Here is a 17371-nt window from a genome sequence, read left to right on the forward strand (position 1 = left end):
CCAAAGCTCCATCCGGAGCTTTAGGGCACTTTATTATTACTTAAATGCTGCCAACGCCTGCCTGAAGTCTATCACCCCTTCAGTTGCAGGCTTTTCTATGAGATGTAGCCGTGCACGGGGACTTACCTCCGGCAACCTTTTATCTATTACATATACAGGCACTTTCGCTGCTACATAATTCAGCAACCCAGCTGCCGGATATACCACCAGCGAAGTACCAATCACCGCAAAAATATCTGCCTGCATTACAAGATCTGATGCTTCTACGATCTTCGGCACTGCTTCACCAAACCATACAATATCAGGCCGCATCTGACCACCATCTTCAGCTATATCTCCCATCCGGATATCTCCTTCTATCGGATAATTCCAGTTCTCATCCAGTACACTCCGCATTTTCAGAATCTCTCCATGCAAATGCAGCACCTTCTTAGAACCGGCACGTTCATGCAGATCATCAATATTCTGTGTAATAATCTGAACATCAAATTGCTCCTGTAATTCTGCCAGCGCTATATGGGCAGCATTAGGCTGCGCAGCTTTTACATCCTTCCTGCGCAGATTATAAAAATCCAGTACCAGCTGCGGATCCTTATTCCACCCATCCGGCGACGCTACTTTATATACATCATGCCCTTCCCACAACCCATCACTGTCACGGAATGTTTTCAATCCACTTTCCGCACTGATACCAGCGCCTGTTAACACAACTAATTTCGTTTTCATCTTTTTGTCGTATAATTTATAATTACAAGTTACGGGATTTCACTTTTCGATTAACTTTGCACCCATTAAATAACAGCTTTTGAAGATCATTTATAGTTTTATCCTGGGTGTTTCCCTGTTTGCACACCTTAGCTCATATGCACAAGCAGACACCACTCTTCTGCATACCGACAGTACAAAGCATACCTTAACTGCAGCAGATACCCTAATCCGGTACCGTTTGAACGGTACATACCTCCGCAGTGTATGGGGTGACCTGAAATATTCGGTAGCAAGACCTGCTCACTGGCAGGGCCGGGATTTTGCCAAACTGGGTGGTGTACTGGGGGTTGCCGGACTGCTAATGATTTCCGATTATAGTGTTAAGCAGGTGTTTGTTCATAATCAACAGCAATTCTGGACCAGCGTAACGAACGAAATAGAGCCTTTCGGTAACGCCTATTCGCCATTCCTGGTGGGTGGTATGTACCTGGCCGGGGTAGTTACACACGACAGGAAACTGGAACATGGCTCCCTGATGACAGCCAAATCACTGGTAATCTCCACACTGATCTATGTGACAGCGAAATCAGTGATCCGCCGAGGACGCCCTGCCTATTACGATACTCCTTTCAGTTACGATCCGCCTTTTACAACCGGTAAGGAACATACTTCCTTCCCCTCCGGACATATGCTCACGGTTACGAGTGTAGCTACTTCTCTGGCAGAAATATATGGGAAAGACCACCCCTGGGTACCCTGGGTCACTTATAGCATTGCTGGTCTTACAGGCGTAACACGCATGTATCAAAACAGGCACTGGAGCAGTGATGTATGGATAGGTGCTTCTCTTGGTTACTTTGTTACCAAAGGTATTTACCGCCACCACAGGCAGCAGGAACAAAAGAAGGCAACATTGGCAGCAATGGCTGCGGCGAGATAATTATTTTTTCATTCCTCCCATTTCCAGGATAGTCTGGAACTCTTCCGGAGTAATAGCGCAAACGGATAAACGTCCCTGGCGGATAAGAGAGAGATTCGCCAGCCTTTTTTCCGCTTTCATCTGCACCAGCGTAACCGGAACTTTCAACGGCTTCACTGGCTGAAGATCTACCACTACCCAGTTTGGATCTGGTGTAGTAGGATCCTGGTAATGTTCTTTTGCTACTTTAGCAATGCCCACTACTTCCATTCCTTCATTACTGTGATAAAACAATACCTGGTCTCCTTTTGCCATACCTCTCAGGTTATTGCGTGCCTGGTAGTTGCGCACACCATCCCAGAAGGTTTTACCATCTTTTACAAACTGATCCCAGGAGTATTTAAAAGGTTCTGATTTAACGAGCCAGTAATTCATTGTCCGGTATTTTTTTAGAGAGATTACCAGCCACTGGCCAGTACATCTGCAATATGCATTGTTTTAATATTCAGTTCATGCTTACGGATGTAGCCATCCAGGTGCATGAGGCAGGAAAGATCAGTAGAAATGAGATAATCAGCGCCGGCGGCGATGGCATTATTCACTTTTTGCTCTCCCATACCAATGGAGATTGGCTCATATTTAACGGCAAAAGTACCGCCAAAGCCACAACAAACTTCACAATCATTCATCTCACGCAGTTCCAGCCCCTTCACTTTAGACAATAATTTGCGGGGGGCTTCCTTGATACCGCATTCCCGAAGTGCCCCACAGGCATCATGATAGGTGGCTACGCCATTCAGAGAAGCACCAAGATCTGATACATGCAGAACATCTGTTAAGAATTCAGTGAATTCATACAGGTGCTTACGGAGTAATTTCACTTCGTTATGTACCGCAGAATTATCAAATAGCTTACTGTAATAGTTACGCACAAAACCTGTGCAGGAACCACTTGGAGCCACTATATAGTCGAATGTATGGAAATCTTTTACAAACTTGGTAGCCACGGCACGCGATTCATCCCAATATCCCGCATTAAAAGCCGGCTGCCCGCAACAAGTCTGATTGGCATTATAGCTAACCGTACATCCCAGCTTCTCCAGCACCTTCACCATATTGAAGCCGGTTTCAGGAAACAGCTGATCTACAAAACAAGGAATAAAAAGCTGTACGTTCATTGAGTTAGTCTTTAATTAAAGCCTGTATAGTGGCTGCAATCTACAAGAAGTATGCTACATTCCACCGCAGTTTCAGATTCCCCGTACCATGCTAATCATTTTAAGCGCTGTAATAGCAGCCTCTTCCCCTTTGTGGCCGTGGATTCCACCCAGCCGGTCTTCTGCCTGCTGCATATTATCTACCGTTAAAATTCCGAATATTACCGGTACCGGCAAAGTTACATTCAGCTGCATCAGCCCCTGTGTTACTCCCTGGCATACATAGTCGAAATGTGGGGTTTCTCCGCGGATTACACATCCGAAAGCGATAATAGCTCCCGGCTGGTTACCGGTACCCTGTGTACGCTCCCAGTATTGTTTGCAGGCAAAGGGTAACTCAAATGCACCCGGCACCTTAATTTTAGTGATTTTAGATACGTTATACTGAGCAAGAGACCTTTCACATCCAGCCACCAGCTCATTAATTACGGCATCATTCCATTCGGTATACACTATAACGACACTGGCATCCTCTAAATTGAGAATGCCAGTATCGTTCAATAAACTTTGATTATGTATTGACATGATTCAGCTATGATCAAACCTTCTTAATTCCTCACATCTCCCAAACGTGCCAGGTATTTATCCATTTCACGGCCTTCGTTTGTTTGCGGATATTTTGTGCGGATTTCTTTGTACAACTCAATGGCATCAGCAGGTTTACCTGCTTTTTCCAGGGCCAGACCTGCACGGAACAGGAAAGTGGGAGCTGTCAGTTCATTATCACTGTAATGACCTGCTTTCTTGTAATAATTGATACCGTCGTCGGTTTTACCCAGTTCCATGTAAGCATCACCGGCTAAACCGTAAGCCATTGCCTGTACTATCTGGTCTCCTCCGCTGAAAGAAGTCAGCAGATCTGCTCCTTTCTGGAATTCGCCCAGCTTTACATAACAAACACCAGCATAATATTTTGATAACTGTCCGGTTTTGGTGCCGCTATATTTATCAAGTACCTGTACAAAACCGTAATTATTACCGTCACCGTTCAGTGCCAGTTTAAAAGAATCCTGCTCGAAATATTGCTGTGCATGGAATACCATGTCCTGCGCTTTTTTCTCATTAGGAGCCTTTATGAACTTGTTGTAGGCAAAAGTACCGCCAATTACCACTACTATTACCAGCAGGGCAATGTTGATGACATTTTTGTTCTTGTAATAGAAATCTTCCGCCTTATGTACAGAATCTTGCAGTTGGAAGTCCTTCGTTACAGGAGCATCAGCGGCTTTATGTGTTGTTTCGGTCATTGTAATTGTGAGCGTTAAATTGTTATTTCTTATTAAGGTACAGGTGTCCGGCAATAGCCGTCGCCCGCAAATATAAAAAAGGTTAGCGAATCTTCCGCCGTTCAGAACGGACAGGACCGCTAACCTTTAAATATTATTAGTCTACAATGAAAGGATAATCCTCCTGGGTATATACATCTTTCAGCAGCTCATCATCAGAAGGCCAAGGGGACTCTTCCGCGAATTCCACGCAATGCTCTACCTGTTGTTTTACCTTCTCATTGATTGCTTCAATTTCGTTTTCTGTCGCCCATTTGTTCTTCTGTATCGTCTTCAGTACCTGGTTGATAGGATCTTTTTCCTTGTAATCCTCTACTTCTTCTTTGGTACGGTACTTAGCAGGATCACTCATAGAGTGACCACGATAACGGTAAGTCTTGATTTCCAGTAAGGTAGGACCTTCGCCTGCGCGTGCACGCTTTACAGCTCTTTCCACACCTTCATGTACCGCTTCTGTACTCATACCGTCAATAGTATCGCTCGGCATATCGTAAGCGTTACTTAATTTATAGATGTCAAGTACGTTGGATGTACGTTCTACTGAAGTACCCATCGCGTACATGTTGTTCTCACATATAAATATTACCGGCAGTTTCCACAGCATAGCCATGTTAAATGTCTCATGCAGCATACCCTGGCGGGCAGCACCATCGCCGAAGAAGCAAAGCGCTACGTTATCAGTGCCTTTGTACTGTTCAGCAAATGCCAAACCTGCACCAGTACCGATCTGCGCGCCTACAATACCATGACCGCCGAAGAAATTATGCTCCAGAGAGAAGAAGTGCATACTACCACCCTTACCCTTAGAACATCCTGTAGCTTTACCATACAACTCAGCCATACAAGCATCAGGAGACATTCCTTTTGCAATAGCCAGCGCATGATCACGGTAAGCTGTAATGAATTTATCTCCAGGTTGGGTTGCTGACATCGCTCCAGCTGCTATCGCTTCCTGTCCTATATACAGGTGGCAAAAACCACGGATCTTCTGCATTCCATACAATTGGCCGGCTTTTTCTTCAAAGCGGCGCAGCAAGAGCATCAATTCATACCAGTACAAATACGTCTCCTTGGTATATTTCGTCTTTACGTCTGTTTTTGTAGCCACTGTTTCTTAATTTGTCCGCAAATATAACAGGAAAATCCTAAAAACTAAATACTTTGCAACTTTGTAACGTTAGCAGGCCACTATTATAGATAAGAAAAGGCCCTTCAGCCGGCTTTTTAGTGTTTCAGGACTGTTCGCAATAAGGTTATTTTTAATTCATAACTGCTAATCCGTACGATAATTTGTTGTTGCTCAGAAAGATATCACTTGTCCAGTTTAAAAATTATACCGGGGAACACTTCGGATTCAATAAACGTATCATAGGCATTACCGGCCGCAACGGCTCCGGTAAAACAAACCTCCTGGATGCTATTTATTATCTCTGCTTTACAAAAAGCTACTTTACCAGCAGCGAAATCCAGAATACCCAATACCAGACCAACGGGTTCCGGCTGGATGGGATTCTGGATAAAGGTGAACAGGAAAACAGGATCGTATGTACGCTCAAAGACGGCAAAAAAGATATTGCCCTCAATGATGAACATTACGAACGCTTCTCCCAGCATATAGGTAAATTCCCTGCTGTCATGATAGCTCCCGACGATGCGGAGATCATCCTTGGCGGTAGTGAGGAACGCCGCAAATGGCTGGATGCCCTTCTTTGCCAGCTCCATCCCGGTTACCTGGAACACCTTATCACATATCAGAAAATACTCCAGCAGCGAAATAGCCTGCTTAAAACCATCGCTTCACAGGGCCGCAGTCAGGATGCCCTGCTGGACGTTTTCGATGAACAGCTGATTCAACACGGTACTCCTGTATTCGAATCGCGCCGCGACTTTCTCCCTGCATTCATCCAACAGGTACAAAAACTGTACGATTACCTGGCGGGACATCACGAAGTGGTAAGCATTCAATATCAGTGTGGCCTGCATGAACAATCATTTTCGCAATTATTAAAAACCAACAGATATAAAGATCATCTCATGCAAAGAACTACCGGTGGTATTCACCGGGATGATCTTTTATTTCTCTTAAATGATCATCCAATGAAGTCAAGCGCATCGCAGGGACAACGTAAAAGTTTCCTCTTTGCACTGAAGCTGGCACAGTATGAAGTGATTAAACAATACAAACAGTTTCCACCATTGCTTCTGCTGGACGATGTATTCGAAAAACTGGATCAGGAAAGAGTTACAAGACTTATAAACCTTGTAAGCAGCCCTGTATACGGACAAGTATTTATTACAGATACTCACTCGGAAAGATTACTGGATGCTTTTAAAGAAAATCAGGATAGTTTTCAACTCGTGGAGATGAGGTAGTGAGGGATTCCGTATCTTTGCCACATGCGACACGGAATTACATCAATGGGAGATGCTCTGAAAGAATTTATGGATAAGAGCAGAATGAAACCCAGGCTTACAGAAGTAAGAATTCAGGAGAACTGGGAACAGATGATGGGTAAAACTATTTCGCGCTACACAGAAAATATACAGCTGATCGATGGCAAATTAATGATCACTACTACTGTGGCTCCACTTAAACAGGAACTTAACTACTCTAAAGATAAAATCATCAAACTCGTAAATGAAATGCTGGGTGAAAAACTTGTAAGAGAAGTTATCATCCGCTAATGGCAAAACATCAGCGGGCCCACTGATGTTTAATACCTTTTTAATTCTTTGCAAACTGCTGTACCAACTGATTGATATCTTTCATTTCCAGATCCGTGCGTAGATGTAAGATCACAAAATCATTTTCATCCTGTATTAATACCACCAGGTTCCCTACATCATCACCTTTCCCCTTATTCATTAAATGAACAATACTACCCTGGTGCCTTACTTCTACAAGTGATTCAAAATGCTCCTTCTCTACCAGCGTTTGTTTCAATCGCTCTATAGCTGCAGTTTCTACCGTTGAATCTTGCGGATTACCTGCAATAGTATACAATTTCAACCGGTGTACTTTAGATAACAAATGCTTCAATGGTATACCATCTTCTTCCATCACGTTTGCAGGAATCACCAGGCTGGCAAACTTCAGCGTTACACGCCCCAACCCTATTTTGAAAGTTTCGCCATGTCCATTGCGGCGCTGTTCACGGTAAAATTTACGCAGGCATTTCTTTTGAGCAATAGCCGGACTAACCGCTAATAAAAAGAACACTAAAATGATGGCACAGTATTTCATTTTCCGTTAGATTAAAAGGGTGATTATTTCTTTAGTTTTTTCAGCTTATCAAATCCTTCTATATTCATTCCTCCGGCTATCTGGCTAATCTCTCCCAGATCAATATCTCCTACAAGGCTCATTGCCAGGAATTCATTCGGGCTGCCTATCAGCATTATCAGTTCCGCAATGTTTCCCTGCGCATTTTCCTTTACCATAAAACGAAGATCATCCTTTCCATCGCGGATCGTCATCAGTTCTTCGTACTCCTTCGTCAGCTGGGAAGTTGCTTCCTGGAATAAACGGGAACCGTCTTTGGCATCTTCTTTTGCAAGGATCTTCAATCCCCGTATCTTCTTAATTACTTTCATAAAACTCTGACCTTCGGCACTATTCACATCCAGCTTGGTGAACATACTGAACATTTTAGGCGTAACACTGATCAGCGTAAAGGATTGGTCACTTTCGTACTTCTGGAAGAACCTGTCAATGGCACTTCCCTGTTGGGCAAAAAGCTGCGTACTGGCAATGACCAGCAACAGCGCTAGTAATAAGCGTTTCATGTTTTTTAGATTTTTATTATCAGATTTTAGAATGGCCGTTGATGTTAATCTGCTTTGATCTTTTCAGTTGCCTCATTGAAATAAGACAACTTCTGCACCTGCGATGTTCCCTTATTCAGGTTCTTCGCCAGCAACCGTAATGCTTTCTGTGTGGCTGCAAATGCTTTCTGCGGATCATCATAGGTATCCTGTTGTGCCATCACAACATCAATACGCTGTTGCTTAGCCTGAAATTGTCTGCCTGCATATCCCAGCCCGACAGCTATCAGGAAAATAGCGGCATATTTCATCCAGTGCTCCCAGGGCTGCTGTTTTATAACTGGCGGCAATTGCGCTATTACTGTTTCCATTGCCGGCAATGCAGGTAATTCCAGGTTTGCTTCTTCAGTGAAATACTGGAATAAAGGCTGCGCTTCCTGCAGATCAAGAGGTAGATCAGCATGTTCCGAAGCAAAAAAGCTCCGCAACATTTCCTCATCTTCCAAAGAAGATTCTCCCTCCCAGTACCTTTCCAGTAACTCCCTGATCTTATTGTACTCCATACACATTCAGTTTTTGTAATTTTTCACGTACCGCTTTCCTTGCGCGGTGCAGATTCACTTTTACTTCACTCAGTTCAATAGAGAGAATCTCTCCTATTTCCTGGTAAGTATGCCCGTCAATATCACGTAATTGTATAATAGTACGGTATTTTTCCGGTAGCTCCGCAATTGTCGTATGTACCCGGTTCATTACGTCCTGCCGCTCTACTGCCATATGCGGACTTTGCTGATGCACTGCCGCTACCTCCCCTGCCTTGTCCAGATCTTCCGAGCGACGGTATTTCCGGGCCTTCATCTTGTCGAGCGACAAATTACGCACAATCCTCATACACCAGGCCTCCATATTTTCCAGTTCCGCCATACGCTCCTGCTGCTGCCACACCTTCATCATCACATCCTGTGTTATATCCCTGGCATCCTCCTCATTACCCAACAGGTGGTAAGCGAAGCGGTAGAGCTTTTGCCTGATTGGTACTACCTGTGAAAGAAACCTTGATAATGACATAATTTAAATACTTACAGGACATTTATACAGGGAAGACGCCTCATAAAATACTTTGTTACAAAAAAAAGAAACTTTTTTTGAGAAGGATATTAACCCGTTGAAGATTATAGCTTTAGTTACAGGACTCTCATATCATACATAAGAATCATCCGGAAATCATAATTTTATTCTGGGATCAATGATACTATACAAAAGATCTGCAAGCAGATTGATGATCACAAAGATCCCCGCAGTAAATAATACAGATCCCATCAGCACCGGGAAATCAAATTTTTCAAGGGCATCTACTGTCACCTTCCCGATCCCTTTCCAGCCAAAGATGTATTCCACAAAGAATGCACCTGCCAGTAATTCTGCAAACCAGCCCGTAATAGCCGTTATAACCGGATTCAGTGCATTCCTCAGCGCATGCCTGAATATTACCACCCTTTCAGTAAGCCCTTTGGCATAGGCTGTACGGATATAATCCTGATGCAATACATCCAGCATGGCACTACGCGTGAGCTGCACAATAATGGTCAGTGGACGGATACCCAACGTAATAGCCGGTAATATTAAATTCCGGAGATTCAATGTACGGCCGGCAAAAGCATCTGTTTCAAACAGGCTACCGGTCATATGTAACCCCGTATAGTCACTCAATACGAAACCAAATAAATAGGCCAGCACAATGCCCGTAAAGAAAGAGGGTGCAGAAATTCCTACCACGCTCGCAAAAACAGCCCCGGTATCCATCCAGGTATTCTGCTTCACGGCAGATAATACTCCTAATGTAATACCGGCAACAGTGGCAAAAAGCATCGCAGCAATAGCCAGGATCAGGGTACCCGGCAGTGCTTCTGTCAGAATTTCCCACACATCCTTTTTACCCTGGTAAGAACGGCGCAGATAAGGAGTTTTTAATACGATGATTTTATCGCCACTGAAGTGGAACAAGGTAATATAATGTAATGTACCGGCAGCTTCCTGCTCATTATGTACGCTAACCGGTAAAAGATCATTCAGATATAAAAGGAATTGCAGCGGAACAGGCTTGTCCAGATGTAATTCCCGCCGCACGTTTTCCAGGGAGGTGACGTCGGCCCGTTGTCCCAGTGTTAAACGTGCCGGATCTCCGGGCAATACGTTGAACAGGAAAAACACCAGCATCACCACACCCAGTAACACGAGTAAACCATAACTGAGTTTATGCAGCAGGAATCTGAACATAGTTTAAGGTATATCGTGATAATGCCACTTGCCCTTAATAGTACCTTTTTCAAGTAAGATCAGACAGGGGTTGCTTCTTCCTGCTGTTTTAATAGCGGTACCATCCATCTGCACAAATGGGAACTTTAAGCCATGTGCGGTTGAAAAGGCGGCAATTTCTTCTTTGGAAGACGCTGTCACCCCATAAATATAGATCTTACCTTCCTGAAATTGCTTTTGTAAAGCCTCCATCTTTTTATCCCAGCCACTACCTGCTTTGTCAACATTCTGCACCAGGAACAGGTATACCGGCTGCGGTTCAGACAGGATAGCCTGTGTCTGGTTCGCTCCATCCAGGTCTGTAAGAATAAAGTCCTTGATAGGAGGTTCCCCATCCCCTTCTTTTACCAGCTTATCGCGACGGTCTACAAATACCCAGGTACTGTCGGACCACGGATAATTCTCAGAAGTAAACTCTTTCACCACTCCATCCTTTTTATACACCAGCACCGTTTCAAATACATCCGGATGTGCCCCTGGCGGCAGTTTCATTTTCTCAGGAATGTTATTCCCTACTTTATAACCAAGACAATCCACAATAGGCAGATGTGCCAGTGTATACCACTGTAAGCCCAGTGCGCCTGCCAGTGAAAGGATCATCAATGAATTGGAGGTTTTGTTGCCCCATAGCGGTTCTATCCTTTTACGATACACAAAGATCACCAGGATCATCACCGTTAGCGCCACATCTTTCCAGAAAGTTTCTGTTGCAGATAATTTAATGCAATCGCCAAAACAACCGCATTCCCTGATCGTACCGCTGAACAGTGCATAAGCAGTCAGGAAAGTAAAGAGAGCGATCAGCAGTAATAACAGTACAGAGAATATCCGCATACGGTAACCCAGTAACAGGGCCACGCCGGCTACGATCTCAAAGGTGTTCATTGTCACAGAATACACCAGTGAAAAGGGCGACAGAAATGTTAAATGTAACACTTCAAAAAATTCGTCCATTTTATAACTAAGTCCAAGCGGATCGTTTGCCTTGATCAGCCCGGAAAATATAAACAATAGGCCAACGATAATTCTTAATAGGTTCAGGAGCAATTTCATGGATAACCTTTATTTTAAGTATTATTATACTTTTGTCTGGCAAAATAGTCAATAAAAAGCAAACGGGTAAATGGAAAAACAGAACGGCACCAATAAGACGATCAACTGCCGCGGTGCAGCGTTAGATCTGGCAAGTCCGGTCATTATGGGCATCATCAATATCACGGATGATTCCTTTTATGCCGGTAGTCGCTCACAAAACATGGAGCATATTCTGGAAAAAGCCGCCCAGCACCTCCGTGAAGGGGCTCACATCCTGGATATAGGAGCTCAGAGCACCCGTCCCGGCGCAGTGGATGTAGGACCTGAAGTAGAGCTGGAAAGACTGCTGCCGGCAATAGAAACACTGGTAAAATATTATCCGCAGGTGATCATTTCCATTGATACCTACTACGCCACTGTGGCAGAAAAAACTATACAGGCCGGCGCAGCTATCATCAATGATATCAGCGCCGGCGATATTGATCCTGAGATGCTGGCCACCGCTGGCCGTTTACAGGTGCCCTATATTGCCATGCATATGCAGGGTACTCCCGGTACCATGCAGCATAATCCGCAATACACGGATGTGGCGCTGGATGTGCTTGATTATTTTATCCGCAAAAAAGCAGCATGCCTGGCTGCGGGTATTAAAGATTTAATTATTGATCCCGGGTTTGGCTTTGGTAAAACCATCGCAGATAACTATACGTTGCTTAAACGTTTGTCTGTATTCCAGATCCTTGATTGTCCACTGCTGATAGGCATCTCCCGCAAGTCAATGATCTATAAGTTGCTGGACAATACACCTGCCGATGCACTCAATGGTACTACGGTGTTAAATACACTGGCACTGCAGCAGGGAGCCGGCATATTACGGGTACACGATGTAAAAGCTGCTGCTGAAGTTATCAGGATATGGGAGTACATGCAAAAGGTGTAGTATTCAGCTTTAATTAGTTATTTTTACGATCTATGCAGGAATTCTTTCATTTTTACGGTTATCGTTTCAATTGGCTTAATGTCCTGGACCTGGCGATTGTTATCCTACTGGTGATACAATTGTATCGTCTGTTAAAAGGCAGCCTCGCCTTTAATATCTTCGTCGGCTTATTAATGGTGTATCTAGCTTACTTCATTGTGGAAACACTGCGGATGCCTATTCTTACTACTATCCTGCAGAATTTCATTAACGTTGGATTAATTGCCATCATCATTATTTTCCAACCTGAAATACGTAAGTTTTTACTTGTATTAGGAAAAAAAGCGCCCCTGAGTAAAGACAGTTTTTTCACTAAACTATTCCTTCCCGATAAATTTAAAAGTTATAAGGAAGAAGAGAATATTATTAACGAAGTGATTACCGCAGTTGGTCGCATGGCTGGCACCCGCACAGGAGCACTCATCGTTATTGCCAACACTTACCGTGTAAAATTTGATACTGCTTCCAGTATTGCACTGGATAGTAATATCAATGCAAAACTGCTGGAAAGTATTTTCGGAAAAGCCAGTCCACTGCACGATGGTGCACTGATCATTGTAGGTAATAAGATTCTCGCGGCTAAAGTGATATTACCGGTATCTGAAAATCCCAATTTACCTCACCGTATTGGGTTGCGTCACCGCTCTGCGGTAGGGATTACGGAACATAGTGATAATGTAGCGATTATTGTATCTGAAGAAAGGGGGACTATTTCATATGCGCAGGATGGAAACCTGGTACAGGATGTATCACTGGAAGAATTGAAAGTAAAATTATATGAGGTTCTGGTGGATGGTTGAATGTGAGATATTAAAATAAAAATAGCCTGTATCGGACTTACGATACAGGCTATTTTTTTATACTTATAATTACTTATTTCTTACCCTGAGCAGGAGGCATTAAACCAGCTGGAGCAGCAGGTGCTTCTGTACCACCAGCTTTCACATCTATCAGCTGAACTTCAAACACCAGTACAGAGTTTGAAGGTATTGCCGGAGGACTACCCTGTAAACCGTAAGCAAGTGTAGAAGGAATTACCAGAGTAGCTTTGCTTCCTTTTTTCAGAGAACCGATACCAGCATCCCATCCTTTGATCACGAAACCGCGGCCAATAGGGAACTTAATTGGTTCCAGTTTCATACCTGGTCTTAATGTAGAATCCAGGCTGGAATCAAACACTTTACCATTCAGTAATTTACCAGTGTAATGAACATACACGGTATCACCAGCTTTAGGCTGTTCACCGGTACCTTCCTGGCTAACAGCAACGTATACGCCTTCCGGAGTAGGAGTAGCTTTCAGCTTATTTGTTTCCAGGTAATTTTTAATTTCCTTTTCGTCAGCAGCTTTCTGTGTAGCAGAAGAATATTTACCTACTACTGCGAAAGTTACTTTCAGCTTGTCGCCTTTTTTACCAAATGGCAGGTGCTGAGGTAAAGAATCGATAGGAATGAAGAAAGTAGCGCTATCGCCTTCTTTCAACAAGGCCAGGCCTTCCATCAGGTCGTATTTCTCTTTGGATGCTGCAATAAGTACAGGCACCGGAGCTCCTACTACCTTACGTGATTCTGCTAACAGGGAATCATTAAGACGTTGGGTTATGTTCATCAGGACGGTATCACCCAGCTTTAGCTGCGCACCGCTGCCTGACTTATGAACGATATATTCCACGCCACCTGGAGTTTTTTTAACTCCGCCGGTACCGCAGCTAGCCAAGATAAGGCCTAAGGCTGCAACTAAAAACTGATTGTTCTTTTTCATTTTACTTTATTAGTAGGATTGAAATGACTATTGTAATATTTCTTCGTTTTCCTGAATGGCTTCGATAAAACGCTGTACGGTCTTTTCCAGTGAATCCGGGCTGTGTCCGCCGGCTGCATGGAAATGGCCGCCACCATCAAAGTATTTACGGGCAAAAGTGTTTACGTCAACATCTCCTTTAGAACGGAAAGATAGCTTTACCTCTGAATGACGGTCAATGATCAGAGCGGCCAACTTGATTCCCTGGATAGATAACAGATAGTTTACCACTCCCTCTGTATCTCCGGTTTGCAGGTCAAAACGCTTCAGGTCTGTATACGGTATTGCTATCAGGGCAGTATTATATTCATAATACACCTCCATACGGTTCAGCAGGCTATGCCCAAGAAAACGTAAACGGTTTTCAAGAAAGTTGTCGTAAATAGCCTGGTGGATAATTTCATGCTTCAGTCCACGGTCAAACAGGTCTGCCACCATACGGTGTACCCTGGCTGAGGTAGACGCAAAGCGGAAAGATCCGGTGTCTGTCATGGTTCCCGCATAAATGCATTGTGCCATGTCTTCATTAATATACTTTTCATCTCCCAGCTTATAAATGGTTTCATAAACCAGTTGTGCCGTAGAAGAAGCCGTAGTATCACTCACACCATAATCAAAGTCGGGCTGCGGCTCCAGGTGATGATCTATCAGTATTTTAATGCAGGATAATGCCACCAGGTAAGGTTCCATGCTTTTTGTGCGGTACAACGCATTAAAGTCCAGGCAAAACAACAATTCTATCCCTTCCAGCGCTTTTAACGACTTATCCTGGGCTGATTCAAAATCCAGTACTTCCTTAGAACCCGGCATCCATTCAAGGAACTCGGGAAAATTAGTAGGAGAAATAACAGTTACATCGTGCCCTTTCTGCTTCAAATAGTGGAATAAGGCCAGCGAAGAACCCATTGCGTCTGCATCTGGTTTCTGATGCATAGTAATGACTACTTTTTTAGGGCTTTCCAGCAAAGGCTTAATTTCCTCAATCCTCTTCATGCTTATCCTTTAATGAGTGCAGATGGCTGCAATATTTATATTAATAATAAAATATAACTGTTTTTACCGAAAAATGAAGTGCGAAGTTCTCTAATTAGCAGAGAATTTCAAAATTTTTAGGTTGGTGATTTCCACAATAATACTTAATAGTGCCTGATTGGGGCCTTTTCGGTCATTTTTTTTTATCCCTAATCAAATTCTGGTTACATTTGCGCGCAAAATCAGGTAATTAGGAATTCTAAATTATATGGCGACTAACAGAACTTTTACAATGATTAAGCCAGATGCCGTTGAAAATGGGCATATTGGTGGTATTCTGGACAAAATAAATGCTGCAGGCTTTCGCATCGTAGCTATGAAGATGACCAGGCTCTCTACCCAGAAAGCAGGTGAATTTTACGCAGTACACAGTGCAAGACCCTTCTACGGCGAACTCGTAGAATTCATGAGCAGTGGTCACATTGTGGCTGCTATCCTGGAAAAAACCAATGCAGTGGAAGACTTCCGTAAACTGATCGGTGCTACCAACCCTGCTAATGCAGAAGAAGGTACTATCCGCAAGCAATATGCTGAATCAATTGGCCGTAACGCTGTTCATGGCTCTGATTCAGACGAAAATGCTCAAATCGAAGGCGATTTCTTCTTTTCCGGTCTGGAAAAATTCTAAGTTCCAGGTTGAACATTATAAAAAATGGGCTGTATCGTATTTGATACAGCCCATTTTTGTTTGAAAACATATTCTAAATAACTCAAAACCAATTAATTACTAAAATATCTTACATAATATTTTCTGTCAGGATATAATAGCTCCCCTCTCCGTTTGTAAACTTTGTTCATTTAAGCTTCCCCTGATGGGATACACATCAATCTACGAAATTCCCAGACCCTTCATTTATCCTCTTTTCTTATAATAAGCTTAAGGGCTAATCTTTTATGCCACTAAGCATATAGCTAAACTTATGCAAATTGCTGGTGTCTTCCGGGAGAGTTCGGGGTGGCTTCGGGGTTTGGGCGTAGGTAGAACACACGTTGAACACAGGTAGAACGGGGTTAGATCGACTGGAACCGTTCTAACCCCGTTCTACCTGCGCTCTACCCCCGCTCTACCTACGCCCAAAAGGCGGTCAAACCCCGAAGCCGCCCCGAACACTTCCCGGACACTTCCTGGATACTCTATAAAGTATTCTAAACAACTTTAGCTTGTATCCTGCATCAAGTTAAGACATCAGAAAGAATCCAAAACGCAGTGCCGCTTTTCTTTATTATCTTGCTGGCCATGTGGGAAATATACCTGAAAGGATTTAAAGCATACCTGCAGCTGGAACGCTCTCTCTCCGCAAACTCAATAGAGGCTTACCTGCGTGATGTAGAGAAGCTGATGCAGTACCTGCAATCTGCCGGGCACAAACTCCCACCTGACCAGATAACACTCTCTCATCTTCAGTCATTTGTACAGTCAATCGCTACTCTTGGAATGACAGCCACTTCGCAGGCACGGATCATTTCCGGCATAAAGGCCTTTTATAAATACCTGCTACTGGAAGACATTGTAAAACTGGACCCTACCCAACTACTGGAAGCGCCCAAAACCCGCCGCCAGTTGCCAGACGTACTCACCTTTGAGGAAATAGAACTGATCATAGACCAGGTAAAAGCCGGTACACCGGAAGGGCAGCGTAACCGGGCCATTCTGGAAACAATGTATAGCTGCGGACTAAGAGTCAGTGAAGTAACCAGCCTGAAAATATCACAGCTTCATTTCGATGCCGGTTTTATCCGGGTAGTGGGAAAAGGTGATAAAGAACGGTTAGTTCCCATTGGCAGGGATGCCATGAAATATATCAATATCTATAAAGAAGAAGTAAGAGTACATGTACCAATTAAAAAAGGTCAGGAAGATATTCTTTTTCTCAACCGCAGAGGAAGTGCACTCACCCGTGTTATGATTTTCCTGGTCATAAAAGACCTGACAGCGGCTGCAGGAATTTCCAAACAGGTATCTCCGCATACCTTCCGTCATTCTTTTGCTACCCACCTGGTAGAAGGTGGTGCAGATCTCCGCGCAGTACAGGAAATGCTGGGTCATGAAAGTATTACCACCACTGAAATTTATACACACCTCGACAGAGAATTTCTCCGTGATACACTGCAACAGTTTCACCCCCGCTTCTGACCAAAAAGTGAAGCACTTGAATTGCTGATTGCTTTGATCAATAAATACACCTTGTCTGCCGTGATTACCAGGTGAAGCTTAATAAAGATCCAATCCAAAACCTTATCCCAAAGCCAAATTAAAAAAACAAACAGGCAGACTCAGTGTATTTGTTGATCAAAGCAATCATATACACATATT

Annotated in this window: 21 protein-coding genes; 7 read left to right on the plus strand and 14 right to left on the minus strand. The window is 43.6% G+C overall.

What is annotated here, in order from left to right:
- Window positions 1-36: 36 nt before the first annotated feature.
- Window positions 37-726 (minus strand): SIR2 family NAD-dependent protein deacylase, encoded by a 690-nt coding sequence (locus tag BM176_RS09835; RefSeq protein ID WP_090102327.1) that lies wholly within the window; start codon window positions 724-726, stop codon window positions 37-39.
- A gap of 79 nt (window positions 727-805) precedes the next feature.
- On the opposite strand from BM176_RS09835, the gene BM176_RS09840 reads away from it, so the two are divergent.
- A complete protein-coding gene (locus BM176_RS09840) occupies window positions 806-1648 on the plus strand; it encodes a phosphatase PAP2 family protein (protein WP_090102329.1) in 843 nt (280 codons plus the stop codon).
- Here the strand turns inward: BM176_RS09840 and BM176_RS09845 are convergent, their stop codons facing one another.
- The 5 genes from BM176_RS09845 to pdhA form a co-directional block, all read right to left on the minus strand.
- Window positions 1649-2062 carry an EVE domain-containing protein gene (locus tag BM176_RS09845; RefSeq protein ID WP_090102331.1) on the minus strand — a complete coding sequence of 138 codons (414 nt, stop codon included), beginning with the start codon at window positions 2060-2062 and terminating at the stop codon, window positions 1649-1651.
- A 23-nt stretch (window positions 2063-2085) separates the two neighbouring features.
- Window positions 2086-2805, minus strand: a complete 720-nt coding sequence (locus BM176_RS09850) for a (Fe-S)-binding protein (protein ID WP_090102333.1) — start codon at window positions 2803-2805, stop codon at window positions 2086-2088.
- Window positions 2806-2877: 72 nt separating this feature from the next.
- A complete protein-coding gene (ribH, locus tag BM176_RS09855) occupies window positions 2878-3369 on the minus strand; it encodes a 6,7-dimethyl-8-ribityllumazine synthase (protein WP_090102335.1) in 492 nt (163 codons plus the stop codon).
- 23 nt (window positions 3370-3392) lie between these two features.
- The gene (locus BM176_RS09860) at window positions 3393-4091 is read right to left on the minus strand and encodes a tetratricopeptide repeat protein (protein ID WP_090102336.1); all 699 of its coding nucleotides are present in this window, start codon (window positions 4089-4091) and stop codon (window positions 3393-3395) included.
- A gap of 136 nt (window positions 4092-4227) precedes the next feature.
- Window positions 4228-5238, minus strand: a complete 1011-nt coding sequence (gene pdhA, locus BM176_RS09865) for a pyruvate dehydrogenase (acetyl-transferring) E1 component subunit alpha (RefSeq protein WP_090102338.1) — start codon at window positions 5236-5238, stop codon at window positions 4228-4230.
- Between the two features lie 182 nt (window positions 5239-5420).
- Between pdhA and BM176_RS09870 the strand changes: the two genes are divergently transcribed.
- Window positions 5421-6503: a DNA replication/repair protein RecF gene (locus BM176_RS09870; protein ID WP_090102340.1), complete on the plus strand. Its 1083-nt coding sequence runs from the start codon at window positions 5421-5423 to the stop codon at window positions 6501-6503.
- Between the two features lie 24 nt (window positions 6504-6527).
- A complete protein-coding gene (locus tag BM176_RS09875) occupies window positions 6528-6815 on the plus strand; it encodes a DciA family protein (protein WP_090102343.1) in 288 nt (95 codons plus the stop codon).
- A gap of 40 nt (window positions 6816-6855) precedes the next feature.
- Here BM176_RS09875 and BM176_RS09880 read toward each other — a convergent pair whose 3' ends face one another.
- The 6 genes from BM176_RS09880 to BM176_RS09905 form a co-directional block, all read right to left on the minus strand.
- Complete coding sequence (locus BM176_RS09880; RefSeq protein ID WP_090102345.1) at window positions 6856-7374, minus strand: DUF4252 domain-containing protein; 519 nt, start codon at window positions 7372-7374, stop codon at window positions 6856-6858.
- A gap of 23 nt (window positions 7375-7397) precedes the next feature.
- A complete protein-coding gene (locus BM176_RS09885) occupies window positions 7398-7916 on the minus strand; it encodes a DUF4252 domain-containing protein (RefSeq protein WP_090102347.1) in 519 nt (172 codons plus the stop codon).
- A gap of 44 nt (window positions 7917-7960) precedes the next feature.
- Window positions 7961-8458 (minus strand): hypothetical protein, encoded by a 498-nt coding sequence (locus BM176_RS09890; RefSeq protein WP_090102349.1) that lies wholly within the window; start codon window positions 8456-8458, stop codon window positions 7961-7963.
- Window positions 8445-8963 carry an RNA polymerase sigma factor gene (locus tag BM176_RS09895; protein WP_090102351.1) on the minus strand — a complete coding sequence of 173 codons (519 nt, stop codon included), beginning with the start codon at window positions 8961-8963 and terminating at the stop codon, window positions 8445-8447. Before BM176_RS09895 ends, BM176_RS09890 begins: the two co-directional genes overlap by 14 nt.
- A gap of 156 nt (window positions 8964-9119) precedes the next feature.
- The gene (locus BM176_RS09900; RefSeq protein ID WP_090102353.1) at window positions 9120-10172 is read right to left on the minus strand and encodes an ABC transporter permease; all 1053 of its coding nucleotides are present in this window, start codon (window positions 10170-10172) and stop codon (window positions 9120-9122) included.
- A 3-nt stretch (window positions 10173-10175) separates the two neighbouring features.
- Window positions 10176-11264 carry a BT_3928 family protein gene (locus BM176_RS09905; RefSeq protein WP_090102355.1) on the minus strand — a complete coding sequence of 363 codons (1089 nt, stop codon included), beginning with the start codon at window positions 11262-11264 and terminating at the stop codon, window positions 10176-10178.
- A gap of 70 nt (window positions 11265-11334) precedes the next feature.
- Here BM176_RS09905 and folP point away from each other — a divergent pair, with 70 nt between their 5' ends.
- Both folP and cdaA read left to right on the plus strand, forming a co-directional pair.
- A complete protein-coding gene (gene folP / locus BM176_RS09910) occupies window positions 11335-12186 on the plus strand; it encodes a dihydropteroate synthase (protein WP_090102357.1) in 852 nt (283 codons plus the stop codon).
- Between the two features lie 32 nt (window positions 12187-12218).
- Entirely contained in the window at window positions 12219-13025 is an 807-nt protein-coding gene (cdaA, locus tag BM176_RS09915; protein WP_090102359.1) for a diadenylate cyclase CdaA, read from the plus strand.
- Between the two features lie 73 nt (window positions 13026-13098).
- Here cdaA and BM176_RS09920 read toward each other — a convergent pair whose 3' ends face one another.
- Window positions 13099-13986: an FKBP-type peptidyl-prolyl cis-trans isomerase gene (locus tag BM176_RS09920; RefSeq protein ID WP_090102361.1), complete on the minus strand. Its 888-nt coding sequence runs from the start codon at window positions 13984-13986 to the stop codon at window positions 13099-13101.
- A gap of 27 nt (window positions 13987-14013) precedes the next feature.
- Window positions 14014-15018: a DHH family phosphoesterase gene (locus BM176_RS09925; protein ID WP_090102363.1), complete on the minus strand. Its 1005-nt coding sequence runs from the start codon at window positions 15016-15018 to the stop codon at window positions 14014-14016.
- Between the two features lie 247 nt (window positions 15019-15265).
- Between BM176_RS09925 and BM176_RS09930 the strand changes: the two genes are divergently transcribed.
- Both BM176_RS09930 and xerD read left to right on the plus strand, forming a co-directional pair.
- Window positions 15266-15685, plus strand: coding sequence for a nucleoside-diphosphate kinase (locus tag BM176_RS09930; RefSeq protein ID WP_090102364.1), 420 nt, complete (start codon window positions 15266-15268; stop codon window positions 15683-15685).
- A 609-nt stretch (window positions 15686-16294) separates the two neighbouring features.
- On the plus strand, window positions 16295-17191 hold the full coding sequence (gene xerD, locus BM176_RS09935) for a site-specific tyrosine recombinase XerD (RefSeq protein WP_090102365.1): 897 nt from the start codon (window positions 16295-16297) through the stop codon (window positions 17189-17191).
- Window positions 17192-17371: the final 180 nt, after the last annotated feature.

Source organism: Chitinophaga sp. CF118 (genome assembly GCF_900112615.1).
Taxonomy (GTDB): domain Bacteria; phylum Bacteroidota; class Bacteroidia; order Chitinophagales; family Chitinophagaceae; genus Chitinophaga.